This window comes from Brevibacterium antiquum (assembly GCF_016107655.1).
Lineage (GTDB): Bacteria > Actinomycetota > Actinomycetes > Actinomycetales > Brevibacteriaceae > Brevibacterium > Brevibacterium antiquum.
On the sequence record NZ_JABASX010000003.1, the window covers coordinates 452,425 to 479,202 of the forward strand.

At 63.6% G+C, this 26,778-nt stretch carries 23 protein-coding genes; 4 read left to right on the top strand and 19 right to left on the bottom strand.

Translation table 11 applies throughout. The features are described from left to right. Positions 1–14 precede the first annotated feature (14 nt). The 18 genes from scpB to JFC13_RS07560 are packed head-to-tail and all read right to left on the bottom strand — an operon-like array spanning position 15 to position 18,917. On the bottom strand, positions 15–647 hold the full coding sequence (scpB, locus tag JFC13_RS20000; RefSeq protein ID WP_198396442.1) for an SMC-Scp complex subunit ScpB: 633 nt from the start codon (positions 645–647) through the stop codon (positions 15–17). After that, positions 644–1,579, bottom strand: a complete 936-nt coding sequence (locus JFC13_RS07480) for a segregation and condensation protein A (RefSeq protein ID WP_232488359.1) — start codon at positions 1,577–1,579, stop codon at positions 644–646. The genes scpB and JFC13_RS07480 overlap by 4 nt, the downstream gene beginning before the upstream one ends. Continuing rightward, positions 1,576–2,445, bottom strand: a complete 870-nt coding sequence (locus JFC13_RS07485; RefSeq protein WP_198396443.1) for a ParA family protein — start codon at positions 2,443–2,445, stop codon at positions 1,576–1,578. The genes JFC13_RS07480 and JFC13_RS07485 overlap by 4 nt, the downstream gene beginning before the upstream one ends. Positions 2,446–2,484: 39 nt before the next feature. After that, positions 2,485–3,432: a site-specific tyrosine recombinase XerD gene (gene xerD / locus JFC13_RS07490; RefSeq protein WP_198396444.1), complete on the bottom strand. Its 948-nt coding sequence runs from the start codon at positions 3,430–3,432 to the stop codon at positions 2,485–2,487. Between the two features lie 10 nt (positions 3,433–3,442). Next, entirely contained in the window at positions 3,443–4,132 is a 690-nt protein-coding gene (locus JFC13_RS07495) for an NUDIX domain-containing protein (RefSeq protein WP_198396445.1), read from the bottom strand. Positions 4,133–4,145: 13 nt separating this feature from the next. Continuing rightward, on the bottom strand, positions 4,146–5,828 hold the full coding sequence (locus tag JFC13_RS07500) for a CTP synthase (protein WP_232488360.1): 1,683 nt from the start codon (positions 5,826–5,828) through the stop codon (positions 4,146–4,148). An 8-nt stretch (positions 5,829–5,836) separates the two neighbouring features. Next, on the bottom strand, positions 5,837–6,973 hold the full coding sequence (locus JFC13_RS07505) for a group 1 glycosyl transferase (RefSeq protein WP_198396447.1): 1,137 nt from the start codon (positions 6,971–6,973) through the stop codon (positions 5,837–5,839). A gap of 33 nt (positions 6,974–7,006) precedes the next feature. Beyond that, positions 7,007–8,152: a glycosyltransferase family 4 protein gene (locus JFC13_RS07510; protein WP_198396448.1), complete on the bottom strand. Its 1,146-nt coding sequence runs from the start codon at positions 8,150–8,152 to the stop codon at positions 7,007–7,009. Beyond that, a complete protein-coding gene (murJ, locus tag JFC13_RS07515) occupies positions 8,149–9,873 on the bottom strand; it encodes a murein biosynthesis integral membrane protein MurJ (RefSeq protein ID WP_198396449.1) in 1,725 nt (574 codons plus the stop codon). Before murJ ends, JFC13_RS07510 begins: the two co-directional genes overlap by 4 nt. Next, the gene (locus JFC13_RS07520; protein ID WP_198396450.1) at positions 9,870–10,745 is read right to left on the bottom strand and encodes a hypothetical protein; all 876 of its coding nucleotides are present in this window, start codon (positions 10,743–10,745) and stop codon (positions 9,870–9,872) included. Before JFC13_RS07520 ends, murJ begins: the two co-directional genes overlap by 4 nt. Position 10,746: 1 nt before the next feature. Beyond that, positions 10,747–11,703 (bottom strand): copper transporter, encoded by a 957-nt coding sequence (locus JFC13_RS07525; RefSeq protein WP_198396451.1) that lies wholly within the window; start codon positions 11,701–11,703, stop codon positions 10,747–10,749. Then, positions 11,696–12,934, bottom strand: coding sequence for a putative cytokinetic ring protein SteA (gene steA, locus JFC13_RS07530; protein WP_198396452.1), 1,239 nt, complete (start codon positions 12,932–12,934; stop codon positions 11,696–11,698). The genes JFC13_RS07525 and steA overlap by 8 nt, the downstream gene beginning before the upstream one ends. Positions 12,935–12,949: 15 nt before the next feature. Beyond that, positions 12,950–14,653: a DNA repair protein RecN gene (gene recN / locus JFC13_RS07535; protein WP_198396453.1), complete on the bottom strand. Its 1,704-nt coding sequence runs from the start codon at positions 14,651–14,653 to the stop codon at positions 12,950–12,952. Then, positions 14,654–15,595 (bottom strand): NAD kinase, encoded by a 942-nt coding sequence (locus JFC13_RS07540; RefSeq protein WP_186293183.1) that lies wholly within the window; start codon positions 15,593–15,595, stop codon positions 14,654–14,656. Further along, positions 15,592–16,395: a TlyA family RNA methyltransferase gene (locus JFC13_RS07545; RefSeq protein ID WP_198396454.1), complete on the bottom strand. Its 804-nt coding sequence runs from the start codon at positions 16,393–16,395 to the stop codon at positions 15,592–15,594. Before JFC13_RS07545 ends, JFC13_RS07540 begins: the two co-directional genes overlap by 4 nt. After that, positions 16,392–16,697: a hypothetical protein gene (locus JFC13_RS07550; protein WP_232488297.1), complete on the bottom strand. Its 306-nt coding sequence runs from the start codon at positions 16,695–16,697 to the stop codon at positions 16,392–16,394. The genes JFC13_RS07545 and JFC13_RS07550 overlap by 4 nt, the downstream gene beginning before the upstream one ends. Then, positions 16,690–17,727, bottom strand: a complete 1,038-nt coding sequence (locus JFC13_RS07555; protein WP_198396455.1) for an HAD-IIA family hydrolase — start codon at positions 17,725–17,727, stop codon at positions 16,690–16,692. The genes JFC13_RS07550 and JFC13_RS07555 overlap by 8 nt, the downstream gene beginning before the upstream one ends. Further along, on the bottom strand, positions 17,724–18,917 hold the full coding sequence (locus tag JFC13_RS07560; RefSeq protein ID WP_198396456.1) for a hypothetical protein: 1,194 nt from the start codon (positions 18,915–18,917) through the stop codon (positions 17,724–17,726). The genes JFC13_RS07555 and JFC13_RS07560 overlap by 4 nt, the downstream gene beginning before the upstream one ends. On the opposite strand from JFC13_RS07560, the gene JFC13_RS07565 reads away from it, so the two are divergent. The 4 genes from JFC13_RS07565 (at position 18,864) to JFC13_RS07580 (ending at position 24,605) form a co-directional block, all read left to right on the top strand. Continuing rightward, positions 18,864–19,907, top strand: coding sequence for a hypothetical protein (locus JFC13_RS07565; RefSeq protein ID WP_198396457.1), 1,044 nt, complete (start codon positions 18,864–18,866; stop codon positions 19,905–19,907). The genes JFC13_RS07560 and JFC13_RS07565 overlap by 54 nt on opposite strands. 997 nt (positions 19,908–20,904) lie before the next feature. Then, complete coding sequence (locus JFC13_RS07570) at positions 20,905–22,383, top strand: aldehyde dehydrogenase family protein (protein WP_198396458.1); 1,479 nt, start codon at positions 20,905–20,907, stop codon at positions 22,381–22,383. Between the two features lie 13 nt (positions 22,384–22,396). Beyond that, complete coding sequence (locus JFC13_RS07575) at positions 22,397–23,959, top strand: GMC family oxidoreductase (RefSeq protein ID WP_198396459.1); 1,563 nt, start codon at positions 22,397–22,399, stop codon at positions 23,957–23,959. A 232-nt stretch (positions 23,960–24,191) separates the two neighbouring features. Further along, positions 24,192–24,605 (top strand): PaaI family thioesterase, encoded by a 414-nt coding sequence (locus JFC13_RS07580; RefSeq protein WP_198396460.1) that lies wholly within the window; start codon positions 24,192–24,194, stop codon positions 24,603–24,605. 150 nt (positions 24,606–24,755) lie between these two features. Here the strand turns inward: JFC13_RS07580 and JFC13_RS07585 are convergent, their stop codons facing one another. Continuing rightward, positions 24,756–26,552 carry a BCCT family transporter gene (locus JFC13_RS07585; protein ID WP_198396461.1) on the bottom strand — a complete coding sequence of 599 codons (1,797 nt, stop codon included), beginning with the start codon at positions 26,550–26,552 and terminating at the stop codon, positions 24,756–24,758. Positions 26,553–26,778 lie beyond the last annotated feature (226 nt).

Consider the following 26,778-nt stretch of genomic DNA (forward strand, 5'->3'; position numbering starts at 1 on the left):
TCCATTCTCTCAAATCAATCGTCAACTCGTGACATCTCGTCGTCGAGATCGGCCATTTCGTCGTCTGCGGAGGCCAGAACCTCGGAGTTGTCGGCACCCAATTCGGCGACGTCGGCGTCTTCGGGAAGGTAGGGAGCGATCTCCGGCAGGTCGTCGATGCTGTTCATCCCCAACGCGTCGAGGAACTGGTGCGTGGTGGTGTAGAGCAGCGCCGAGGTGGTCGCTTCCTTCCCGGCTTCGACGATGAGTCCGCGCAGGAGCAGAGTGCGAATGACACCGTCGACGCTGACCCCGCGGATGGCGGCGATGCGCGGGCGCGATATCGGCTGCCGGTAGGCGATGACGGCGAGCGTCTCGAGGGCGGCCTGCGACAGTTTCGCGCTCTGGCCAGATGTGAGGAAGTCCTTGACGATCTCGTGGTAGTCCCCGCGGGAGAATATCCTGAAGCCTCCGGCGACCAGGCGGATCTCGAATCCGCGCTGCCGGCCGCCGTCTCCGCCGTCGTAGTCGGCCTTGAGCTCGGCAATGGCATCCGTGATCGTGTCCTCGTCGAGTCCGAGGGCAGCGGCCAGTTCATTCGCCGACACTGCGGAGTCGCTGATCATGAGGACCGCTTCGATCCCGGCCAGAATTTCGTCATCGATCATGCAGATCCCTCTTCGTCATCGTGGGCACTATCCGGTTCGCCGGCGATGCCTTCAGCGTTCTCTCCGGCGACTCCGTGGACGTTCTCGGCGTCGAATTCCGCATCGCCGTCCCACTCCCCATCGCCGTCCCACTCCCCCTCGGTGCGCAGGTCCACCCCGTCGTCGGTGGACTCGGTGCGGGAGATGAACAGCGGTCCGAGCGGCTCCTCCTGGGCGAAGTCGCAGAGGCCGACCTTGAACAGTTCCAGCAGTGCCAGGAATCGGGCCACGACGACCAAGGTGTTCTCGGACGTGTCGAGGAGTCTTTGGAAGTCGAGGTCCCCGGATCGCAGCAGGCTGAGGATGTGGCCGCGCTGCTCGGAGACGCTGACCAGCGGCAGGTGGATGTGGTCGACGGCGACGCTCGGCGGCGTGTGGTCGCGTTGGAGCACAGTCGCATAGAGTCCAGCCAGCTCACCTGGACCGATATGGATCTCCAGCGGCGGCAGCACGTCCTGGAACTCGGGTTCGAGTCCAACGCTGCGCGGCGCCCTGATCGATCCCGCGGCCATGGCTTCGGCGAAGAATCTGCTCACGGACTTATAGGCCCGGTACTGCAGCAGACGGGCGAAGAGAAGATCGCGGGCTTCGAGCAGTTCGAGGTCGAGTTCCTCTTCGCCGTCTTCGTTCGGCAGCAGACGTGCCGTCTTGAGGTCGAGGAGAGTCGCAGCCACCAGCAGGAACTGGGAGATCTCGGCGAGGCTGGAACCGGCTTTGGCACCTGCCCGTTGACTCAGACCGGTCGTGTAGGCGATGAACTCATCGGTCACCTCGGCGAGGGCGATCTCTGTGACGTCGAGACGACGTTTGGAGATCAGGCCCAGGAGCAGGTCGAAGGGACCGGAGAAGTTCTCCAGCTCAACCTGGAACCCTTCACTGACGGTCTCGCTCAGGGTGCGCCTCCGCGGGCGATGAGCTCCCTGGCCAGTCGCCGGTAGGCCTCGGAGCCCGCGTGCCTGGGGGCGAAGCTCGTGATCGGTTCGGCAGCGACCGAGGCGTCCGGGAACTTCACAGTGCGATTGATGACCGTATCGAAGACCTTGTCATCGAAGGCCTCGGTCACGCGCGACATGACCTCCTTCGAGTGGAGGGTGCGTGAGTCGAACATCGTGGCCAGGATCCCGTCGACGACGAGGGAGGGATTGAGTCGGTCCTGGATCTTCTCGATGGTCTCCACCAGCAGTGCGACGCCGCGAAGGGCGAAGAACTCGGTCTCGAGGGGAATGATGACACCGTGCGCGGCCGTCAGAGCGTTGACGGTCAGCAGGCCCAGGGAAGGCTGGCAGTCGATGAGGATGACATCGTATTCGTCGGTGACCTTCGACAGCACTCGTGAGAGGATCTGCTCACGGGCGACCTCGCCCACGAGCTGGACTTCGGCGGCGGAGAGATCGATGTTGGCCGGGAGGATGTCGATGTTCTCGAAGTCGGTTCCGACGATGACCTCGTGCGGATCCATCCGCGAATTCATCAGCAGGTTGTAGATGCTGATTTCCAGGTCGTATGGGTTGACGCCCAGTCCGACGGACAAGGCACCCTGCGGGTCGAAGTCGACGAGGAGCATCTTGCGCCCGTAGGCGGCCAGAGAGGCGCCGAGGTTGATCGACGAGGTCGTCTTGCCGACGCCGCCCTTCTGGTTGACCATCGCGATGATGCGGGCAGGCCCATGAGTGTCCAGCGGTGCTGGTTCGTCGAAGTCCTGCTGCTCAGGGTCAGTGGATTTCGACTTGGGAATATCCAGCGCCTGTTGCGTATTCATCACTCGGATGGCCACCTTTCGTTGCTCTCTTCCCCAACCCTACCGCGCCCGGGGGTGAGAGGTCGCGTACACTTCCCGCAATGTTTCCTCTGACACCTTGGTATAGATCTGCGTGGTTGTGACTGACGCGTGTCCCAGCAGTTCCTGGACGACGCGGATATCGGCTCCGCCCTCCAGCAGGTGTGTCGCGAACGAGTGCCGGAACGTATGCGGTGAGACTTCAGCCTCCAGCCCTGCGAGTTCGCCGGCATCCTTGACGATCTGCCACGCGGTCTGACGCGACAGGCGGGTCCCCCGCGCGTTGAGGAACAGGGCCCCGGCCGGTGCTGATGATCTGGCCTTCGCGGCCATGCTCGGTCTGGTCCGTGACACCCAGGCGCCAAGTGCTGTGGAGGCGTGGGAGCCGAAGGGCACGATCCGCTCCTTCCCGCCTTTGCCGTAGAGGCGTACAAGGCTGGTCTCGAGATCGACGTCGTCGAGGTCGATGCCGACAGCTTCGGAGATCCGTGCCCCCGTTGCGTAGAGCAGCTCCAGAAGTGCGGCCGCTCTGATCTGTGCGGGCTCCTCGCCGCCTGTTGTGGCCAGCATCGCTTCGACATCATCCAGAGACAGCGCCTTGGGCAGGCGCAGCCCTTCCTGTGGTGGGCTGACCTCGGATGCGGGATCTGTGGCCGCCAGTCCCTCGCCGAGGGCGAATCCGTGGAACCGGCGCACCGCGACGAGTGCTCGCGCACGGGTCCGTGGGGCGAGGTTCTCATCGAGCAGATGCAGAGCGAAGGCTTCGACGTGGGTGCGTTCGACCTCGCCGAGGTGGCCGATCCCCTGCCCGTTCAGCCAGGTGCCGTACCTGGCCAGGTCACGGGCGTAGGCATCGATGGAGTTCCGCGAGAGCCCACGCTCGAACCGCAGTGAGTTCAGGTACGTCTCAAAGGCGCGGGACAGCGACTGCGGCAGCTCCGGGAGCAGTTCGGCACCGTGCCGGGCCATGGCTCAGACCTCAGGCTCGCGGTCGGTCTGAGCCGCCGGCAGTGCCCTGGTCAGCAGCATCGTCACGGCCATCAATGAGACGGCGGGGCGCATCGACGCTGCGGGTTCTGATGGGCTCCCCAGCGGCTTCGGCACGCAGGATGCGATCCACCTGCAGGATCGCCAGCTGCGCGATCGAGTTCGTGATCTCCCCCGCACTCACTGCGTCGAGAGCCTCGTCGAGGCTGGCCCAGCGGAATCTGAAGCCCGCTTCCTCTTCGCTGCGTGCGTGCCGGTCCTCGTCTGCGATGAGCTCGAGGTCCCGGGCCAGGTAGAGGCGGATCGATTCGCTGCTGCCGCCTGGTGTCAGGCAGGAGTCGGTGAGGACTTCCCAGCGCCCGGCTCGAAGATCGGCTTCTTCTGCCAGTTCTCGCTTCGCAGCGTCGAAGAGATCTTCGCCGGGGATATCGAGGAGACCGGCGGGGACTTCCCAGAGCCTGGCCCGGACGGGATGGCGGTACTGCTGGATGAGCAGGATCCGCTCCTGCTCATCCACGCACGCGATGGCCACAGCACCCGTGTGAGCCATCATGTCGCGCACCAGCCCAGATGCTTCGGGCAGGTCGAAGGTCTCTCGCCGGATGTTCCAGACCGCTCCGTGGTAGACCACGTCGGATGCGGTGATGGTCGGCGTATAGGCCTCGTCGCGCAGATCGCTCATTTGGGGGTCCTGCCTACTTCTTGGCCTTCAGTGCCGCTGCCACGAGCCCTGCGAACAGCGGATGCGGCTTGGTCGGGCGTGACTTGAGCTCGGGGTGAGCCTGCGTCGCCACGTAGTAGGGGTGCTCGGATTCCGGCAGCTCGACGAATTCCACGAGTTCACCGCTGGGCGAGGTGCCCGAGAAGCGGAGACCTGCCGTGGCCAGCTGATCACGGTAGGTGTTGTTGACCTCGTAGCGGTGACGGTGACGTTCGGTGATGAGCGTCGATTCGTAGACTCCGGCGACGACACTGCCTTCGTCGAGCTTCGCCTCGTAGGTGCCCAAGCGCATGGTTCCGCCCAGGTCGCCTTCGCCTTCGATGATGGAGAGCTGTTCGGCCATCGTGGCGATGACGGGGACCTGCGTATCGGGGTCGAATTCGGAGGATGACGCCTCGTCGATGCCGGCTACGTTCCGGGCATATTCGATGACCATGCACTGCAGGCCCAGACACAGACCCAGGGTCGGAATGCCGTTTGTCCGGGCGTATTCGAGTGCGCCGAGTTTGCCGTCGATGCCGCGGATGCCGAAGCCGCCGGGCACGCAGATCGCGTCCAGACCGGACAGACGCTCACGAGCGCCTTCCTCGGTGTCGCAGTCATCGGAGGCGATCCATTCGACCTTGACCTTGGCGTTGTTGGCGAATCCACCGGCGCGCAATGCCTCGGTGACCGACAGATAGGCGTCCGGGAGGTCGATGTACTTGCCGACGATGCCGATGCGCACGACGTGCTCTGGGTTGTGGACGCGTTCGAGAACCCAGTCCCACTTCGTCCAGTCGACATCACGGAAGGGAAGGTTGAGGCGACGGATCACATAGACGTCGAGGCCACCGTCGTGGAGGACCTTCGGAATGTCGTAGATGCTCGGTGCGTCCACACAGGACACGACGGCGTCGGATTCCACGTCGCAGGAGGAGGCGATCTTCGTGCGGATCGAGTCCGGAAGCTCCCGGTCGGAGCGCAGCACGATCGCGTCAGGCTGGATGCCGATCGAGCGCAGTGCTGCCACAGAGTGCTGAGTCGGCTTCGTCTTCAGCTCACCGGAGGGTCCGAGGTAGGGAACCAGGGACACGTGGATGAAGAACACGTTGTCGCGGCCGATGTCGTGTCGGACCTGACGTGCGGCCTCGAGGAACGGCTGGGATTCGATGTCACCGACGGTTCCGCCGATCTCGGTGATGATGACATCGGGACGTTCGTCGATGGGACGTTCGGCCTGGGCCCGCATCCGCGACTTGATCTCGTCGGTGATGTGCGGGATGACCTGAACGGTGTCGCCGAGGTAGGCCCCGCGACGCTCCTTGGCGATGACCGAGGAGTAGACCTGTCCGGTCGTCACGTTGGCTGCGCCGTCGAGATCAACGTCGAGGAAACGTTCGTAATGGCCGATGTCGAGGTCGGTCTCAGCACCGTCTTCGGTGACGAAGACCTCACCGTGCTGGAAGGGATTCATTGTTCCGGGATCCACATTGAGGTAGGGATCCAGCTTCTGCATTGCTACCGAGAGTCCGCGCTGAGTGAGCAGGTGGCCGAGGCTCGAAGCCGTCAGTCCCTTGCCCAACGAAGAGGCAACGCCTCCCGTGACGAAGATGTGCTTTGCCGTATTTGTGCCGCCTGGGCCAGTTCGATTCACCACGGGATTTGATCCTATCAAAGTTGGGCTCACGAATCCGACGATTCGGCGACTTCGGCGTAGAGGTCAAGCAGCGTCGCAGAGATCGCTGCCCCGTTGTTCACGTCAATCACGCGTTTCTTCGCGGCCACAGCCTGCGATCCACGTCCGGCTGGGTCGTCGAGAAGATGATTGATCTCACTCAGAAGCGCGTCGGTGTCGTCAGCTGCGACGGCCTTGGCCGCAGCGCCCCAGATGCCGGCGCGTCTCTGGTTGCCGATGAAGACGGCCGGCTTCGACAGCTGCATGAGGTCTTCATGGCTGAGTCCTGTCATGGTCTCGCTGGCGATGACGACGTCCGCGGCAGCTGCGACGTCGACGAGGTCACCGGACGGGGCGACGATGACGCCGCGGTCGGCGAAGGCGGACTCAATCGTGGCCCGGTCCTTGCCGGTGCCTGTGAGGACCGTGACGACGGAACGGCCGGGCCGCTTCGTGTTGATCTGGTCGGCCGCATCGAGGACCGTGGCCAGAGCGGTGTGGTCGCGTAGGGCAATGGGGCTGGCGACCATCCACGTGCCCTCTTCGACGCCGAGTTCCCGGCGCACCTGTGCACGCGGTGTCCTGACGGTGAGGTCGACGTCGATGTCCGGGTGGACGAGCTCGGCGCGTTCGACGATCGGGACCTTGCCCCCGAAGTAGTCGACGACCGGTTCGGTGGTGCCCAGGAGCGCGGTTGCGGTGCGACCGACGATCTCCGCGCCGGTCTTCTCGATCACGCCGGCTGCGTCGAAGGACTCGATCGTCGCGACGACCTTCGGGTGCAGGCGGGCGGGGAGACCGGTGAAGGCGAGGCCGGCGAGGGTCGCAGCATGCAGGCCGTGGGCGTGGACGATGTCCACGTGCTGGTAGTACTTGTGCAGAGTGAATGCGGTATTGGGATCTGCCAAGGTGAAGCGTCGTCGGGCTGCCAGCTCGATCTCGCGGAAGTTGTCCGCCAGGTCCTCGGGGACTCCGAATGTGCCCAGCAGCGAACGGTGGGCAGCGACTGCTACCTTGAAGCCGGCGCGCAGATGCCCGAGGACTGCGAGTTTCGCGACTTCGACGACGGGACCCGTGGTTTCGGCGAGTACATGCAGAATCCTCGTGTCTGCGCTGAGTGGGTGGACCTCGCCGGATTCGCTCATTTCCTCATCCTTTTCATTAGATCGACGCTGCTTCTACCCTACCTGGGAGGGCATGAGTTCCGTGTATATGCCCACCAGTTCTTTGGCCACTTCCCTCTCATCGGGAAGTTGGGCTCCGCGGGCCTTGGCCAGGGCGGCCAGCTGGGCCCTGCGAGCGGGATCCGAGGCCAATTCGCCGATGGCTGCGGCAAGGCTCATGTCATCATCGTCATCGATGAGAATGCCCGCATCCCCGACGAGTTCCGTCGTGCCACCTGTACGGGTGGCAATGATGGCTCGTCCGGAGATCAGCGCCTCCTGCAGCACCAGTGCACGGGCCTCCCAAACACTGGTGAGCACATAGAGATCGGCGGCCGCATTGAGTTCGGCGATATCGTCTCTGGGGCCGAGGAAATGCAGAGCAGGCACCGCCGAGGTGGCGGCGACGTCCTCGTACTGCCCGTGCACCTCGTCGAGGACGGCGCGGTCGGCGGCTCCTGCGATGAGGAAGACGAGTTCTGGTTGTTGACGCCCGCCGAGGTGGCCCAGCGCCCGGACGAGCATCGGATAGTTCTTCTGCGGTGCGACACGCCCGACGGCGAGCACGATGAGCGCGTTTGGCCCGAATCCGAACTCCGCGGCCAGTGCCGCACGGGTGGCAACGGCCGCCTCGGCGGGGACCTCTTGGACTTCCGGGGCTGCGGCGGGCACGAACCTGGCATCGCGTGCGCCGAGCTCCCGAGCCCTGTCCACCAAGTCGGTGCTGGCACCGATCGTCAGGTCAGCGCCCTTGGCCAGCATAGTCTCGATACCGGTCTCGACCGTGGCTCTCAACCCCTGACCACTGGCCCGGTTGTGGAGGCTGATGATGAGGCGGGGGCGGTGCCGAATGGACCGCGTCGACAGCAGAGTGACGAAGCCTGCCCGGAAGCCGTGGGCGTGGACGATGTCGGCGTTGAAGGCGCCGAGGAGCTTTCGCAGCCGGATGATCAGAGCGCCGTCACGGGCACCGATTCCGGTTCCCATGTCGAGTGCGGCGAAGCGGACTCCGGGCAGAGAGGAGAAGCCGAAGTGCTCATCGGTGGACGCAGGACCGATGACCCCGAGCTCATGGCCGGAGGCTGCGACGTCACGGGCCAGGGCACGCACATGGGTGCCCACTCCCCCGGTCGATGTACCGAGCACGTAGACGATTCTCATCTCTCATCCTCATTCTCGCTCGGAGTGATCGGTCGCTGCGCCTGTACGGCAGGGTCGGTCTGTTCGGCGAGGTCGGGACCACCTCGGCGATTCGACAGCAGTCCGCGAACCTCGGTGAGATAGCTGCGGTCGATGGCGAGGATGCCGATGAAGACCACCACGCCGACAAGAGCGGAGACCACGCCGTTGATCACCGACCCCACGGCTGCGGTGCCGAGAGGGCCGACCAGCCACCCCGACACGAGGACACCGGCGGCTGAGGCGACGGCCGCGGCCAGCAGGGAGTGCAGGCTGCGGCGCACAATGCCGCGCAGGCCAGCCGCTCCCAGGACCCGGCGCATTGAGACGAGCAGGAACAGACCGGCAACGCTCATGCCGAGGACATAGCCGGCGCAGATTGCCACGAGGGTCAGGCCGGGGTCTCCGTCTGCGTTCGTGACCAGGATCGCGAGCACCATGCCGACGATGACGAAGACCCAGCCGACCGTTGTGGCCACGGCCGCATGGCGGGAGCGTTCCATGGCGTAGAAGACGCGCGTACCCCAGGCGACGAAGGACCAGCCGGGGACTGCGAGGGCCATGACCATGATCGCCTGACTCATCGAGGAGAAGGGCGCTGAGGCGTGTCCGCTGGCAGCATCGATGGCAGTGAAGAACGTCTCCAGGGCGCCGGCGGCGGTCATCAGGATCACCGTGCCCAGCAGGCCGATGCTGACGATGACCGTCGTGGTCGTCGACGTCAGCTGGTGCAGGCGCAGCGTGGCCGCTTCTCGGTCCCCGGCGCTCGAAGCGGGATCCTTCGTCCGCCCCACCCACCCGGACAGGGAGGGGAACATGACGGTGACGACCGGGATCGCGAGCACCCCATAGGGCAGGAGGTAGACCGCGTTGATATAGGCGAACAGGACGTAGGTGCCTTCACCGCCGGAGTAGTTCGCCATTCTCAGCGTCATCAGCACTGCCGCCTGCTGAGCGAGCAGCGCGGCCATTCCCGCTCCGGCCAGTCGCAGTGCACGATGGGCCACACCGGGAGGGAAGGTCCAGGTGGGCGAGATTGTGAGACCGGTCGAGCGCATCGGCAGGGCCAGCGGCAGTGCCAGGGCTGCGACGCCGATGGTGGTGCCCCAGCCGAGCCAGCCGATGTGGGACTGCCAGGTGCCGTCGGTGCCGCCGACGCTCTGGTAGGCGAAGTAACATCCGATGACGACGAGGCTCGAGAGCAGCGGCGCGAATGCCGGCCAGAGGAACTTCCGGTGTGCCTGGAGGACACCGGTGAGCACGGCGCCGATGCCGTAGAGGACGAGCTGCGGTGCGAACATGAACAGGAAGACCGCGGTGGCTCTGTGCTGCTCGCCCCCATCCTCGATCAGCAGGTTGGCGATCGGGTCGGCGAAGACTGCGAGGATGATGCTCAACGGCAGGGTGACTGAGACGGCCCAGGTCAGGAGCGCCGAGGCGATGCGTCCTGCCGTTTCCTTGTCCGAGCGTGCCAGGGGAATCGCCAGGAGCGGAATGACGGCTCCGGCCAGCGCGCCACCGGCGACGACTTCGAAGAGGATGTTGGGAACCTGGTTCGCCGACTGGTAGGCGGTGCCGACGGTGCCGGCGCCCACAGTCGGCGAGAAGACCAACCACCTCAGGAATCCGATGAGGCGGGTGAAGAGGGTGATGACCGAGACGAGCAGCGCCGCAGAGGCGAAGACTCGAACCAGCTTACTCACACGGCCTCGCGGCCGAAGGCGTCGATCTCACGCAGTCCGGGGGTGGATTCGATGATGGAGGTGAACGAGACCTTCTCACTCAGCAGGGTGAGGCCGGCCAGTCCGGCCAGCACCAGACAACGTTGGGCGGCCGTCGAGTTCTCGGCGACGATCGTGCCCAGCGCGGCGCCGAGGGCGTTGGCGCCCGTGTCCCCGAGCATCACCTCACCGTCGAGGTCGTCTGGCCACGCCGCGACGCTGGCCCCGGCGATGGCTGCGCTGGGCGCCCAAGTCAGGCCGTGCTTGTGGGGCATGAAGGACAGCGTCAGCAGCCCTGCCTTGAGTGCGCGTCCAGGGCGGAGATCGAGCAGATTGAACAGGTTCGCCGTTCCGGCGATGACTCCCCCGGTGACGACGACATCGACCGTGGAACCCAGCCAGGTCCGGTCTGGCGTCGTTGAGTTCGAGGCGAACAGCCTGCGGCTGCTCGTGCATGTGCCGGCCCGCAGAATCGTCGCAGCGGAGATCGAGGCCAGCGGGATTCCGATGACCTTGATCCCACCGGTCGTGATCTGACCATGAGCCAGGGCGCTGAGGTGACCGCGCAGTCCCTTCGAGTCACCGGATTCGAGGAAGTCATCAACCGCACCCAGACCTCCGGCGACGGTGGTCACCAGCAGGGTTGCTGCACGCTGACGTGGTGCTTCGATGAGGAAGCTGCCGGCGAGCAGTCCCGCGGTCACCGCTGGACCTTCGACAAGCGAGACGTCATGGCCGGCATGGTTCGTGCGCACGACCCTGTCGTGGGTGCGCAGCTTCGAGGACAGGATCGCCTTGGTCGCCGTGTAGCCGAGGAGGCCGGCGACGGCGGAGCTGACGAGTGAGCGGATCATCTCAGTCCTTTCCCTTTCCAGGCATGATCTCTTCGGCATCATCGGAGAAGCCGTAGTGGCCATGGGTTCCGGCTTCGCCTGCGGCAAGGGCGCGGACGGTGATGACGGCCCCGGCTCCCAGGCCGAGTCCGTCGACGGTGCTGGCCCGCGACTTCTCGGTCCTGAGGATGGACACGAGCCCGTTCTGGGCCGAGCCCGCGTCTCCGGCCACGACCACGGATTTCGCGTCAGAGGTCAGCGAATTGATGAAATCGGTGATGACGGTGCGGTTCGCCTTGTCATTTGTCGCCTCGGGGCTGGGCTCGGTCTCATCGGCGAGCGTCGAATTCTCATCATCGATGACGACGAAGAGTGAGGTCGGCTTGTGGTCGGTGTCGGTACGCAGGCGTCCCGCGTCGACGAAGGCGTCGAAGATTCCGGAGGACTTCTTCTCCGCAGCGTCCCGGTCCTGACCGCTTTCGAGCATCGTGGCCTTGCCGGTGAGAGCGATGACGAGGGCGGACCGAAGCGCCGTCGAATCGTCCTTCGGCAGGCTCGGCACCGAGTCTCTCAGGGTTTTGAGGAAGTCTTTGGAGTCCTTCAGCGACAGGGTGTCGTCCACGAAGGAGACGTCTCCGCCGATCTTTCCGCCGGCTTCCTTGATTCGGTTGGTGACCTCTTCGACCTGCTCGGGGTCGGCATTCGGTGCGCCGATGATGCTGACGTCTTCACCCTTGAGTGTGTCGCCGATGAGTTCGGGGGCGGCAGAGGTCACGAAGTCGTTCTGCTTGTCGATGTTGCCGTTGGCTGCATCGATCTTCGCGCGCAGATCGTCACGGTCTGCGCGCAGTGAGTCGACCTGGCTCTGCAGTGACTCACCGATCGGCTCCTTCAGCGGTCCAGCGCCCAGGACGATTCCCACCGCCAGGGCCAGGAAGACCGAGACGAGAGAGACAAGGTGGTAACGAAAATCAATCACTGGTCAGTCCTTGAATGATGCTGGAAGATTCTGAGGATGCAGAGGGGTCGCCGCCGAACAGGGAGCCGATCCAACCGAAGACCCCGTCGAGTTGAGCTCCGACGAGTCCGATGAGCGTCTGGCCGGCAGCTGTTGCGAACAGTGCCACACCGAGTGCGACGAGGCCCGCGATGATCAGGATGCTCAGCTGCAGGTTGGAGATCCGCTGTCGGTACAGCAGCGATACGCCCTTGGCGTCGATGAGCTTCGAGCCCACTCGCAGGCGCGTGATGAATGTCGAGGCCATGCCCTTTCGGCCCTTGTCGAGGAATTCCATCACGGTGTCGTGTGTACCCACGGCCACGATCAGGCTTGCGCCCTTGTCGTCGGCCAGCAGCATGGCGATGTCCTCACTGGTGCCCGAGGCGGCGAAGGCGACGCAGTCGACGCCCAGGGAATGGACGCGCTCGGTTCCGGGTGCGTTTCCGTCCCGGTAGGCGTGGACGACGATCTCGGCCCCGGAGGTCAGCGCGGTGTCGGACACGGAGTCCATATCGCCGACGATCATGTCGGGTTTGTAACCGGCTTCGATGATGGCGTCGGCTCCACCGTCCACGCCCACGAGAAGCGGACGATACTCCCGGATGTAGGAGGCGAGGATCGCGAGGTCCTCTTTGTAGTGGTAGCCGCGGACGACGATGAGGGCGTGTCTGCCATCGAACTTCGTGGCAACCTCGGGGACGACGAGTTCGGCCGAGAGCAGGTCCGAGTCCTTGCGGATGTATTCGATCGTGTTGTCGACGAAATCCACGAGCACGGAGTTCATTCCGGCCTCGGCTGCGTGCATGTCCTCCGCGATCGTCTCCGAGGTCTGGACGATGCCGCTGGCGATCTCCTTCTCGTCGAGGAGCACCGTGTCATCGGCGATGCTGATCTGGGAGTTCTCCTCGACCAAGTCGAAGATCTCCGGGCCGGTGGCGTCGAGCAGCGGGATTCCGGCGTCGACGATGATCCCGGGCCCCAGGTTGGGGTAGCGACCGGAGATCGACTTGTCCGCATTGATGACTGCGGCGGGTCTGCAGGCAACGAGTGCCTCGGCAGAGATCCGGTCGATGTCGGCGTGTTTGATGACCGCGATATCGCCTGCGCTCAAACGCTTGGTGAGGTCTTTCGTCCGCCGATCGAGTCTGGCAGGAGCCGGGCCGGACCTGGTTGGGACTGTGGGCTTCTCCCGGGTTCTACGCACTCTCATGGTCCGCCCATTCTCTCATGTCAGCGCCGTCTGGCCGGTCTTGACCTGCCGTGCTGAGTCGAGGAGTTCGGCTGCATGGGCCTTCGCCGAGGAGGAGTCCTCCATTCCGGCGAGCATCCGTGAGAGCTCGATGACCCGTTCGTCTTCGCTGAGTTCTCTGACGCCGGATTTCACGGTTTCGGCGTCGTCGTCCTTGACGATGGTGACGTGGGTGTCAGCCCAGGCTGCGACCTGGGGCAGGTGAGTGACGACGATGACCTGTGCATTCTCAGCGAGCTTGGCGAGGCGTCGGCCGATCTCGATGGCGGCCTTTCCTCCGACACCGGCGTCGACTTCGTCGAAGACGTAGGTGGGGATGGCCTCCCCCGCCGCACGGACGACTTCGATGGCGAGCATCACGCGTGAGAGCTCGCCACCGCTGGCGACCTTGCCGATGTCATCACCGGCCGAGGAATCGTGTGGGGCGAAGGTGAGGCGGACATCGTCGCAGCCGTGTGCTGTCGGTTCCCGTTCGGTGAGTTCGAACGTCACCTGGGCCTTCGGCATCGACAGGGCTGCGAGCTCTGCACTCACGGCTCGGGAGAAGGATGCTGCCGTCGCGGTTCTGATCTCTGTCAGCGCGCTGCCGGCCGCTTCCATTGCGCTGCGTGCTTCGTCGAGTTCGGCGTCGAGCTGTCCGAGGTCGCGGTCATCGGCCTCGAGCTCGGCCAGTTCCTGAGCTGAGCGTGTCTCGAAGTCCAGCACCTCGGCCACGTCCTGCCCGTAGGCGGCCAGTGATCCGAGTTCGGCTCTGCGAGCTTCGGTCTCTTCAAGTGAGGTCTCCCCCAGTTCGTCGAATCCGGTCAGGTAGGAGCTGAGCTCTGCGGCGGAATCGGAGAGGCGCAGGACCGCGTCGTTGATGGCGGCTTTGATTCGAGCCAGTTCCGGGTCCGCGGATTCCACGTCGGTCAGCGCGCTGATGGCCTGGTGCACGTGGTCGACGGCGGCGCCGGCATCGTCGAGTTCGCCTCCGAGGAGGAGGTCGTGGGCACTGCCGACGGCCTGTGTGATCTCGGCCGCGGCTCCGAGCTTCGCGGCCTGCGCGGTCAGGGCTTCATCTTCGCCTGGGACCGGGCGGACCTTGTCGATAGCTTCCAGACAGCCGCCGAGCCACAGGATCCTCTCCCGTCTGGCCGCGGTGCTGTCCTTGATTCGGGCGACCCGGCTCTCGGTTTCGCGCCAGTTCTCAAATGCTGCACGGTATCTGCCGGCCACGGCCTCGAGCTCGGGGCCTCCGGCTGCGTCGAGCAGCTGCCGCTGTTGGGCGGGGCCTTTGAGTCGCAGCTGTTCGGACTGTCCGTGGAGGGTGATGAGTTCATCGGAGATTTCGGTCAGGACGGAGATGGGGACGGTGCGTCCACCGGCGGTGGCGCGGGCGCGACCCTTCTGTGCCACGGTGCGGGAGATGATCGCTTCATCCTCGGCGCTGCCTCCGGCCTCTTCGATGCGGGAGCGCACGGAGTCGGTGACGGCGGAGAAGATGCCTTCGACCTCGGCCTTCTCCGCACCTTTGCGAACCACACCTGCACCGACTTTGCGGCCCATGAGCAGGCTCAGTGCTGAGACGAACATCGTCTTACCGGCACCGGTCTCACCGGTCACGACGGTGAAGCCGGTGGAGAGTTCGACTTCTGCTTCGGCGATCACGCCGAGGTGGGAGATTCTGAGTTCGGAAATCATCTACGCCTCCTCGATCGGTCCCCGCCAACCGGAGACGGGCAGTCGGAACTTCGCCACCAATCGATCGGTGAAGGGGCCGGTGTGAAGTCGGGCCAGCTTGATCGGTGACTGTGAACGTTTGGCTTCGATCCGCGCCCCGGCCGGCAGTTCGAGGGCTCGACGGCCGTCGCACCACAGGACGGCGGAGAAGTCGGGATTGCGCGGCGAGATCTCCACGCCGAGGCGGGAGTCGGGGTTGACGACGAGCGGTTCGGTGAACAGGGCGTGGGCTGAGATCGGGATGAGCAGCAGTGCTTCCACCTCGGGCCAGACGATCGGGCCGCCGGCGGAGAAGGCATACGCGGTCGATCCTGTCGGTGTTGCCAGGATGACTCCGTCGCAGCCGAACGAGGACACCGGTCGGGCATCGACGCCGAGGACGACATCGATCATGCGGGCCTTCGACGTCTTCTCGATGGTGGCCTCGTTGAGGGCCCAGGCGTTGTAGATGGCCTCCCCCTCGTGCCAGACGGTGACGTCCAGAGCGAGGCGCTCCTCAACGAGGTAGTCACGCTGGGAGGCCCGATGGACCGCCTCGGCGAGGTCTTCTCTTTCGCTTTCGGCGAGGAATCCCACGTGGCCGAGGTTGACGCCCATGAGCGGGACCCCGGAGCCGTGGAAGCGTTCGGCCGCACGCAGGATCGTGCCGTCACCGCCGAGGACGATGACGAGTTCGCATCTGGTCTTCCAGGTCGCCAGCTGGGCCGGGTCGATGACCTCGCAGCGGCTGAGGAGCTCCTGCTGCACGTCGGCGTGGGAACTGCGTTCGGCGAAGTCGAGGACCTCTTCGTCGAGGACGACTGGGGTGATTCCGTCGTCGAGGAGCGCCTTCCACACGCTCACTGCTGCCACTGCTGATTCCTCGCGCTGAGGATGCAGCAGCACCATGATGTGTCGGCTCACGGCTCTCCTCTCATGATCTGATCCAGATGGGTTGCGATGTCCGCCTCGTTGAGCCTATCGGACTCGGTTCGTGTTTTCCCTGGTCGAACACGCAGGAAGTACTCCCGGTTTCCACTGGGACCGGGAAGCACGGAGCCCGCGACGTCGACCACGCGGGCCTCGTGTTCGGCGATGCCGGCGAGGACGGAGTCAAGGGCCCGCCGTCGCTTGCTCACGGTGGAGACGACGCCGTGTTTGTCGAGTGCTCCGCGGGCGAGTTCGAACTGGGGTTTGACCATGAGAAGAAGTTCGCCGGTAGACTGTGTGGCTGCCAGCAGCGGAGCCAACAGCAGGCGCAGGGAGATGAATGACACGTCGGCGACGACCACATCGACTTGCGGCACGTCGGAACTCTCCAGCTCACGCAGGTTGAGGCCCTCCCGGACACGGACTCTTGGGTCCTGGCGAAGTCCCGCGTCGAACTGGTCGTGTCCGACGTCGACGGCCCAGACCTCCTTCGCTCCCCGATGCAGGAGGACTTGGGTGAATCCGCCGGTGGAGGCGCCGGCGTCGAGCGCGGTTCTGCCTGCGAAGTCGGTGATGGAGAAGGAGTCCAGTGCGCCGAGGAGTTTGTGTGCGCTGCGTGCCACCCAGGGGTCGGGTTCTGTGATTGTGAGCTCGTCGGCGTCGGTCACATCCTGCGAGGGCTTCGCGGCTGCTCGGCCGTTGATGCTGACCCGTCCGGCGGCGATCTCCCGTGCCGCTCGGGACCGTGTGGCGATCAGTTCCCGTTCGACCAATTCGCGGTCGAGCCGGCTCACAATGAACTCACCTGGGAGTCGAGCTCATCCAGCAGTGCAGACAGGAGTGCGTGTCGTTCGGCGCTTGGTGCTTGGTCGATCTGTTCAAGGTCACGGCGCCAGTTTTCAACCGGCACATCGCCGTTGACAGAAGCCGGGTTGGGTGGCGTGGGTGCCGGGGTGGGTGCCGATGGCGTGGGTGCCGGGGTGGGTGCCGATGGCGTGGGTGCCGGGGTGGGTCGGCTCGGCGATGCCGGTTGGCTCGACGCTTCGGCCTGCTGTGGTTCGTCGTTCTGCTGTGGTTCGTGCATCGGTTCAGTCATGGATCCTCCGTGGCAGATTCCCTGGAGCCACGTCCTCGCCGCGGTCCATCGCCTCCCATGCTAGTCGGAGAGCGTCCTCGACGATGGCGGCCCCAAGGTGGGCAGAATCGTCCAGGTGCAGTTCACCATCGACGATCCGAGCGCCCGCGGATCCATGCTCTCCGTCGGCGGTTCCATGCGTATCCTCGGCGTCGATGAGCTTCGGCAGGCCGCGCAGGCTGGGCAGGATATAGGTGGGACGCAGACCGGGACTGGCTCGGAGGGCGTCATGAATGTCGTGGACGCCGGTGAGGACGAGAACGGTTTCGAACCCTGCTGAGTTGCCGCCCTCGATATCCGTGTCGAGGCGATCTCCGACCATCAGAGGTCGTCTGGCTCCGATCCTGCGTGCCGCGAACTCCATCATGTGCGGGGAGGGTTTACCGACGACGGTGGGCTGAGCACCGGTGAGCTTGGAGAGCATGTCGATGAATGCCCCATTGCCTGGGACTCGACTCCTGGGACCGACCATCGAATAGTCGGGGTTCGTCGCCCACCACTCGATGCCTGATGTGATCGCTTCACAGGCGCGCACGATCGTCTCGTACGTGATGTTCGGGTCGAGGCCCTGGGCGATGGCGACGGGCCCGTCATCCAGATTGCGTGTGAGTGTCAGTCCCTCGGACTCCAGCGCCCTGGCCAGGCCGGTTGTGCCCACCAGGTAGATGCGCGCCCCGTCTCCGAATCTCTCGGCAAGCCGTCCGGCCAGCACCTGCGCCGAGGTGGTCACCTCGGCCGGTGTCGTGCGGATTCCCAGCGTGGAGATGTGCTCGGCCACCACCTCGGCGGTGCGGGTGGCGTTGTTCGTCACATAGTTGACGGGGATGGACTGGTCGTGGAGGAAGTTGATGCCCTCCGCTGCTCCGGAGATCGGCTCCGGACCGTGGTAGACGACGCCGTCGAGGTCGAACAGCACACAGTCGATCGGTGCGCCCGATTCCTCAGGCGCACGTCGATCGACCGGTGCTGCTGCGTTGGCGGCTGGCGTCACTGATGGCCGTTCAGCCGATACGAGACGTTCGTCTCCTCTGAGCTCGCGTTGTCGGCTGGCTTGAGGCTCGTGCCCGATTCTTCGGGTTCCGCGTGAGCGTCTTCGGCGTCCTCGAACAGTTCGTCGAGTTCAGCTTCGATCTCCTCTTCGGAGACCTTGACCTTCTTCAGTTCCTTCTCCGAGACATGCGTCTTCGACTTCGCCGGAACGTGATCGTCTCCAGCCGCGTCAGCAACGGCGTCTGTGATGGCATTGTCTGCAACTAGGCTGGCCGTGGTGGCCCTGTCAGCCTCGGCGTCGCCAGCGTCCTCGTCGAACTCTGCATTGTCAGCGTCCTGGGCGTCTGCGTCGTCGAAATCGACATCATCGGCGTCTGAACCAGCCGCGGTCGGAACCTCGGTCTCGGCATTGTCGAACTCAGCATCTTCGAGTTCTTCAGCGTCCCTGGTGTCAACGCCAGCCATCCCAACAGCATCGGCATCGTGTGCCGAGCCGTACTCAGCCTCAGCCTCAGCCTCAGCAGGAGCATCGTCGAGCGAGGCAGGCTCATCATCTTCGATCTCTTCGACGGTCTCGATTTCCACGCCGAGGTTGGGGTCTGGCTCTTCGTCCCCGAAGAGAGTGCCCGTGGCCTTGGCAGTGCGACGCGAGAGCTCTTCGTACTTGTCGGCCATCTCGGTTTCCCCGTGCAGGCGCAGCACTTCGGAATACGCGGCCATCAGTCGCACCAGTGCACCGCTTGGCTTCTGGGTGAAGTCTTCGGCTTCGATCAGAGCCCGTGCGCCCTTGAGGTCGCCGAGGTCCGATTTCGCTCCGGCGGCGACGATGACGAGTTCGGTGCGAGCATCGTTGTCGAGTTCGAGCTCACCGGACGATTCCAACAGTTCGATGGCCTTCTGAGGCTTGTCACGACCGCGTTCTGCATCTGCGATGAGCGCAATGTTGTCGTTCGAGCCGGAGATTCGTCGGTGCGTGCGCAGTTCGCGAACTGCCTCGTCGTACTTCTCCACGTGATAGGCGGCAATGCCGAGTGCTTCTCGGACCAGGCCGACGCGACCCGCGCGGGCCATGGCTGCCTTCGCATGCTCGTAGGCGCGTTCCGGATCGACATCCAGGAACCCTCCAGCGGAGACGAGGTGCTTGGCAACTGCTGCAGCGTTCTCCTTGTCGAGGGTACGCAGCTGTCCCAACAGCTCTTTGTCGAGTTCCTTGCCGGTGACCTCTTCGGGAATCGGCGGCTCTTGGATGCGCGGACGGCGTGCGCGCTGTTCGCGTGCGTATTCGCCGGTTTCGGTCGATCGCGTGGCCCTGCGGTCGTTATTGTTACGACCGAAGCCTCCGCGGTCTCCGCCGCCGTCGTCGCGACGTCGGCTTCCTCCGCGGTCATCGCGGCGGTTGCCCTGGTAACCACCACGACGTTCGCCGTCGCTGCGACGGTCTCCGCCGAAACCTCGGCGTTCACCATCGTTAGACCGGTTTCCCTGGTAACCGCCACGACGTTCTCCATCGTTACTCCGGTTGCCCTGGTAACCGCCACGACGTTCTCCATCGTTGGAGCGGTTGCCCTGGTAGCCTCCGCGGCGATCATCGCGACGGTCGCTGCCGAAGCTGCGGCGCTCACCTTCGTTGCTGCGGTTGCCTTGGTAGCCGCCACGACGATCACCGTCGCTGCTGCGGTTACCTTGGTAGCCACCGCGACGCTCATCACGACGGTCGCTGCCGAAGCTGCGACGCTCACCATCGTTAGAGCGGTTACCCTGGTAACCGCCACGACGTTCACCGTCGTTAGAACGATTGCCCTGGTAGCCGCCACGACGCTCACCATCGCTGGAACGGTTACCTTGGTAGCCACCGCGACGCTCACCATCGCTGGAACGGTTACCTTGGTAGCCACCGCGACGCTCACCATCGTTAGAACGGTTACCCTGGTAACCGCCACGACGCTCACCATCGCTGGAACGGTTACCTTGGTAGCCACCGCGACGCTCACCATCGCTGGAACGGTTACCTTGGTAGCCACCGCGACGCTCACCATCGTTAGAACGGTTACCCTGGTAACCACCACGACGGTCGTCGTCCTGGCTGCGGTTGCCCTGATAGCCACCACGACGATCTCCGTCGCTGGTGCGATTACCCTGGTAGCCGCCTCGGCGGTCGTCGCGACGATCGGAGTTACGTGACCCGCGCTCGTCCCGGGACTGGTGGGAGTCCTGTCGACGATTGTGATTGCTGTCGCGATCTGAGCGGCGCCCGCCGTCCGAGCGGCGGTTCTGCTGGCTGTCTCGCGAATCCCCTGGGGCCACGATTCTCCCTATAAAGTCTTTTCAATGGTTCCGCACCATTCTAGTCCACTCGAAACGGGTAAGTTCTGTGCGTGGGAACACGTATTCATTGTCAGCGGGGTGCTGCGAAGGTCACGCTAAGTTCTCTTTCCCAGCCACCAGCCGGGCCCGGGTCACACAATCGGCAGTCTCCAGCCGCTGCGATTCACCGGACGAACCGGCGGTGAATGATTAGGCGGACCACTCCCCTATTAGGCATCAGGTCTTAACGTCGAATCAAGATCGCCTTTAGGTGCTCTGTTAGAATCGTGGCGAACCATGCCCTCGGCAACGGCCTACGGGGCACACGGTCATCTCATCGCGGTCAGTAGGGGATTCATGAAGCCTGGTGTGGAAGATTCGAGCATGCTGGTCCACTCCTCTCATTCCCCCGCTTCAATCGCATTACCGTCACGCCAAACTACATCAGCAATTGACTCCTTTCTGGTATCGCACCTCAATACCGGAACTCAGCTTAGGCGGCGTCGCCAGATTGCCCGGTGTTTCAAATACCCGATCGACGTCCCAACGATTGTGCTCATTGTCACCGCAGACTCAGTGCACAGATCGAAGCACGAGGTTGCGCACAGCATCGACTGTTCCGGACCTCGCGCAGACACGGAAGACTTCACCCGAGACCATGCAAGGCGGCATGTGCGCCCAGCATCGTCGGCAATCTGTGACCCTGTTCATTCGATTGAGCATCGGATGCCCTTGTTCGCATATCGTGGCTCTCGGAAGCGTCACCACCAGCGGAAAGAGGGGATATGCACACAGCATTGACTCGCACTTCGACATGGGTGGACCAGACAAACTCATTCTCAACGACATTCACCATCAAGAAATAGGAGACATCGTGCCCAACACGCTTTTCATCGATGGACAGTGGGTTTCGGCCCAGAACGGCGGGATCCGAGAGATCCACAATCCGGCCGACGGCAGTTTCGTCGCCGAGGTGGACGAAGCCAGCCCAGCCGACACCGAGCTGGCAATCGCTGCCGCCCGTCGGGCCTATGATTCGGGGGTCTGGTCGAGCGTGCCCGCCAGCGAACGGGGCGATCTTCTCCTCAAGTTCGCGTCGGTCCTGCGTGAGCGCAAGGCCGACTTCGCCCGCGCCGAGTCCCTCGACACCGGCAAGCGCTACGTCGAGTCCGAGATCGACATGGACGACATCGCCAACTGCTTCGACTACTTCGGCAAACTTGCCGCCAACGATGCCGGCCGCGTCGTCGACGCCGGCACCGACACGGTCGCCAGCCGCATCGTCCACGAACCTGTCGGCGTCTGCTCCCTCATCACACCGTGGAACTACCCGCTGCTGCAGGCCGCATGGAAGATCGCACCGTGCCTGGCAGCCGGAAACACCTTCATCCTCAAACCTGCCGAACTCACCCCGCACACCGCGATCCTGACGATGCAGGTGCTCGAAGAGCTGGGACTGCCAGCTGGAGTCGGCAACCTGATCCTCGGCGCCGGTGCGGACGCCGGTGCACCCCTGTCAACCCATGAGGACATCGACATGGTCTCCTTCACCGGTGGCCTGGTCACGGGACGCCTGCTGGCGGCCAACGCGGCGGCAACCGTGAAGAAGATCGCCCTCGAGCTCGGCGGCAAGAACCCGAACGTCGTCTTCGCCGATGCTGACTTCGAAGCCGCTGTCGACAATGCGCTCAACGCCGCCTTCGTTCACTCCGGTCAGGTCTGCTCCGCAGGTGCCCGCCTCATCGTCGAAGAATCCATTGCCGAGAAGTTCGTCGACCGCCTCGTCGAGCGTGCTCAGCAGATCCGCCTCGGCGGGCCCTTCGATGACAATGCCGAAACCGGACCGCTCATCTCCGCGGCCCACCGCGACAAGGTCACCGCCTATGTCGACAAGGGCGTCGCCGAAGGCGCCCGCGTGCTCTGCGGCGGCACATGGGGCGAAGGCGATCTGGAAAAGGGCTACTACTACCTGCCCACGATCCTCGATCAGGTCAAGCGCGGAATGTCCGTGGTCTCTGACGAAGCATTCGGCCCTGTCGTCACCGTCGAGACCTTCTCCACGGTCGACGAGGCCGTCGAGATCGCCAACGACACCTACTACGGTCTCGCCGGCGCCGTCTGGAGCCAGGATGCGGGCAAGACTCAGCTGGTCGCCCAGCGTCTGCGCCACGGAACCATCTGGATCAACGACTTCCACCCCTACCTGCCACAGGCCGAGTGGGGCGGATACAAGCAGTCGGGCTCCGGCCGCGAACTGGGACCGACCGGCCTGGCCGAATACCAGGAAGCCAAGCACATCTACCAGAACCTCGAGCCGGCCGTGACCGGCTGGTTCCCCGATCACAGCAAATAAGGAGAGTCAGAACGTGGAAACTACTCATAGCTTTGACTATGTCGTCGTGGGCGGAGGCTCCGCGGGCGCTGCCGTGGCCGCGCGCCTCAGCGAGGATCCCGAGGTCAGCGTCGGACTGCTGGAAGCGGGCCCGAGCGATGTCGGCGAAGACGTCATCCTCAGCCTCAACCGGTGGATGGAACTGCTCGAGTCAGGCTTCGACTGGGACTACCCCATCGAGAAGCAGGAGCACGGCAACTCGCATATGAGGCATGCCAGGGCGAAGGTCCTCGGCGGCTGCTCCTCGCACAACTCGTGCATCGCCTTCTGGGCCCCGCGTGAGGATCTCGATGACTGGGAGACCAAGTTCGGCGCCACCGGCTGGGGATCGAAGAACACCTTCGGCCTGTACAAGAAACTCGAGAACAACGAGCTTCCCGGCGACCACCACGGTCACGACGGCCCCGTGCACCTGATGAATGTGCCGCCGAACGACCCCTGCGGTGTTGCCCTGCTCGATGCCTGTGAACAGGAGGGAATCCCCCGCGTCCAGTTCAACGAAGGCGAAACCGTCATCAACGGTGCCAACTTCTTCCAGGTCAACCGGAAGGCCGACGGCACCCGTTCGTCCTCCTCGGTGTCCTACCTGCACCCGATCCTCGACCGTGAGAACCTCACGATCCTCACCGACACTCAGGCCAAGGTCCTCGAGTTCGATGATGAGGAGAACTGCACCGGCGTCCACGTCGTCAACAACGCCTTCGGCCACACCAAGCGCATTGAGGCCAAGCGCGAGGTCATCGTCTCCTCCGGTGCGATCAACACCCCGCAGCTGCTGATGCTCTCGGGAATCGGTCCCAAGGACCACCTCGCCGAGGTGGGTGTCGATGTTCGCGTCGATTCGCCGGGTGTCGGTGAACACCTGCAGGACCACCCCGAAGGCGTCATCGCCTGGGATGCGAAGAAGCCCATGGTCGACGACTCCACTCAGTGGTGGGAGGCGGGAATCTTCACCCCCACCGAGGACGGCTTGGACCGCCCCGACCTGATGATGCACTACGGTTCCGTACCGTTCGATATGCATACACTGCGTCAGGGCTACCCGACGTCGGAGAACACCTTCTGTCTGACACCCAACGTCACGCATGCCCGCTCACGCGGCACCGTGCGTCTGCGTTCGCGTGATTTCCGGGACAAGCCCTACGTCGATCCTCGGTACTTCACCGACCCTGAGGGCCACGATATGCGTGTCATGATCGCCGGCATCCGCAAGGCCCGTGCCATCGTGGCCCAGGACGCCATGTCCGAGTGGGCCGGTGAGGAGCTCTTCCCCGGCAAGGATGTCCAGACCGATGAGCAGATCGAGGACTACATCACCCGCACCCACAACACCGTCTACCACCCGGTGGGCACGGCGCGGATGGGTGCAGCCGATGACCAGTCGTCTCCATTGGATCCCCAGCTGCGGGTCAAGGGCGTCAATCGACTGCGCGTCGTCGATGCCTCCGCAATGCCGGAGATCACGACGGTCAACCCCAACATCACGGTGATGATGATGGGTGAGAAGTGCGCCGAAATGATCAAATCAGGATCCTGATCACCGTCACCTGACACTGATCAGTCGACACCGGTCTGTGTTCTGACGCAAGGTGATAGGACCATCGAGGAGGGCTCCGCTGACAAGCGGGGCCCTCCTCTTCACGTCTCAGGACTCAGGGCTGATGACGTACTGGCCGATTCTGTGCCTGCGACGATGTGCAGTCTCGGCAAACGCCACATAGTAACCTGACGAAGACCTCACTTGAGACACAGATGATTCGGAGTCGATGATGACCAGCCCTTCACTCGAGGATGCACAGTCCGTTCTGGCATCTCAGCCGTTCAGCACAATGATGGGTACGAAGCTGTCCCAATACGACGACGAGGGTGTCACCCTCGAACTTGAACTGACGCAGCACCATCTTCAGCAGCATGGCTACGTCCATGGTGGCGTCCAATGCTATCTGGCCGACAATGCCCTGACCTTCGCCGGTGGGCAGAAGCTCGGCCCGGCAGTACTCACGGCCGGGGTCAACCTGACCTACCTGCGACCAGCCGCAGGCGAGAAGCTCATCGCGCGAGCTTCCGTCCAAGCCGCCACGTCGCGATCGGCAGTCACCCAGGTCGAAATCAGTGCGATCAAAGATGGGCAGGAATACGTGTGCTCCGTCGGGTCCGGCACTATTTCAGCAATGCGGAATTAGCAGACCGGCTGCCCTTCCGGCACACGACAAGGCAGCCGGCCACCGGTCACCGGCCGCGAAACCCAAGCCGATGACCTGATAAGGGACTGGCCATACCCGACATGCGGGTATGGCCAGTCAATTCGCCTGTTCTAGGTGGGGATCACCGCATCATTCGGATGACCTCGGAGCCTGCGGTTCCTTCTTGGCACTGCCGGTCCTGCTGGCGAGAGTGCCATGACGCCGTTTCTGCTTGCTCTCGTCGGTGATGTAGGGGTCGCGGAACTCGGGTGCCGGCTCAACCGCTTCGGGCGCGGTGACGACCTCTTCCTCATCGTCGTACTCGTGACCGAAGACGTCATCATCGTCGGCTCTGCGCTCGACTTCCTCGGGTGGGAGAACCTTCTTCCATTTGCGCATTCGCACTCGTGGTAGTTCGCCTGCGTCTTCGCGCAACGCGCGCATGAGAGCGTAGATCTGGAAGTACGCGATGACGAAGAACGGCAACCCGACGAGGATGATCGTCGACTGCAATGCTTCGAGCCCACCCGAGCCTGAGAAGACGAGCAGGGCGGCGGTGACGACTGCGACGGAGACCGCCCAGAATATGCGCTGCCCCAAGGGATTGAAGTCTTCGTGCCCATTGTTCATGGTGTCCACCACCAACGCAGCAGAGTCCACCGAGGTGACGAAGAAGATGATCACAAGGATGATGGCGATCACGGACACAGGGCCTGAGAGCGGGTAGTGCTCGAGGAAGGCGAAGAGGGCTCCTGGGATGTCTCCCTCGCCGACGACTCGATCGACGAGGCCGCCACCCTTGTTGAACTCGATGTCGAAGGATGCGTAGCCGAAGACACCGAACCAGAGGATGGAGAAGGCCGAGGGAACAGCGAGGACACCGATGACGAACTGTCGGATCGTGCGACCGCGGGAGATGCGAGCGATGAAGATTCCGACGAAGGGCGACCAGGTGATCGTCCAAGCCCAGTAGAAGACCGTCCACGTGTTCTGCCACCCGGTATCGGCGAACGTATCATTCCACAGCGCCAACTCGGGAAGGGTCTGGATGTAAGTGCCCAACGACTCGAAGATACCGCGAGCCATGAACAGCGTCGGTCCCAGAACGATGATGAAGATCAGCAGCAGAACAGCCATCACTATGTTGATGTTCGACAGGACCTTGATACCTTTGTCCAAGCCCAGGGACACAGAAATAGTCGCCAGACCGCAGACAACACCGATGATGATCAACTGCCAGAGTGCGTTCTCCGGGATGCCGATGATCTCCGCCAGACCACCGTTGATCTGCAGGGTGCCGAGACCGATGGATACCGCAATACCGAAGACAGTGCCGATGATGGCGACGACATCGATGAACTTGCCGATAGGACCGTGGATCTTCTCCCCGAGAATCGGCTGGAAGATCGAGCTCACGCGTGGTGGCAGGTTCCTCTTGTGGATGAAGTAGGCAAAGCACAGCGCCGGCAAGGTGAAGATCGTCCAGGTGTGCAGGGTGAAGTGGTAGTAGGTGAAGCTCATCGCATCCGTGGCGGCTTCCACGGTGCCGGGTTCAATTCCCAAGGAGCCTCGAGGTGGGTCACCGAAGTGGCTGACGGGCTCCGCAACGCCCCAGAACATGAGAATCGATCCGATGCCGGCGGCGAACAACATGGCGAACCAGGCACCGTTCGAGTGCTCCGGTTCTTCGTTGTCCGGGCCGAGCTTGGCCCGGCCATAGCGCGAGGCGGCAATGTAGATGAGAAAGACCAAGAAGACGGTGACACCGAGGATGTAGAACCAACCGAGGTTCGTCAGCAACCAGTCCGAAGCTGCAGAGACCCCAGTGTCTAGAGCGTCGGTGAAGAAGATGGTAGCAAGCACGAACAGGATAATGACCGCGGCTGATGAAAAGAAGATCGCCGGATTCGTCCGGAGTCTGAGGGCATCGTGCAGACGGTTGAGCATGAGCGGTACCTTCCTATGTTAAGTCACCACCACACTACCCAACCAGTGACGATGTGGGTGCGATCACGGTCGGAAAGGTTCTGCATTGTTGCTCGATGGGCTGCGCACCATCCACTTACCCGATGCAATGAAGATCTGCGCCACCTCAACGTGAATATGAAAAAAGGGGGCCATCCCGCAACACACGAGACAACCCCCAACACAACCCCACGCACACGAAAACACA

Excerpts from the sequence above, each read along its gene's own strand:
- scpB (WP_198396442.1), bottom strand. The coding sequence starts at position 647 with ATGATCGATGACGAAATTCTGGCCGGGATCGAAGCGGTCCTCATGATC.
- JFC13_RS07485 (WP_198396443.1), bottom strand. The coding sequence starts at position 2,445 with ATGAATACGCAACAGGCGCTGGATATTCCCAAGTCGAAATCCACTGAC.
- xerD (WP_198396444.1), bottom strand. The coding sequence starts at position 3,432 with ATGGCCCGGCACGGTGCCGAACTGCTCCCGGAGCTGCCGCAGTCGCTG.
- JFC13_RS07495 (WP_198396445.1), bottom strand. The coding sequence starts at position 4,132 with ATGAGCGATCTGCGCGACGAGGCCTATACGCCGACCATCACCGCATCC.
- JFC13_RS07505 (WP_198396447.1), bottom strand. The coding sequence starts at position 6,973 with ATGAGCGAATCCGGCGAGGTCCACCCACTCAGCGCAGACACGAGGATT.
- JFC13_RS07510 (WP_198396448.1), bottom strand. The coding sequence starts at position 8,152 with ATGAGAATCGTCTACGTGCTCGGTACATCGACCGGGGGAGTGGGCACC.
- JFC13_RS07520 (WP_198396450.1), bottom strand. The coding sequence starts at position 10,745 with ATGATCCGCTCACTCGTCAGCTCCGCCGTCGCCGGCCTCCTCGGCTAC.
- steA (WP_198396452.1), bottom strand. The coding sequence starts at position 12,934 with ATGAGAGTGCGTAGAACCCGGGAGAAGCCCACAGTCCCAACCAGGTCC.
- recN (WP_198396453.1), bottom strand. The coding sequence starts at position 14,653 with ATGATTTCCGAACTCAGAATCTCCCACCTCGGCGTGATCGCCGAAGCA.
- JFC13_RS07550 (WP_232488297.1), bottom strand. The coding sequence starts at position 16,697 with ATGACTGAACCGATGCACGAACCACAGCAGAACGACGAACCACAGCAG.
- JFC13_RS07580 (WP_198396460.1), top strand. The coding sequence starts at position 24,192 with ATGACCAGCCCTTCACTCGAGGATGCACAGTCCGTTCTGGCATCTCAG.
- JFC13_RS07585 (WP_198396461.1), bottom strand. The coding sequence starts at position 26,552 with ATGCTCAACCGTCTGCACGATGCCCTCAGACTCCGGACGAATCCGGCG.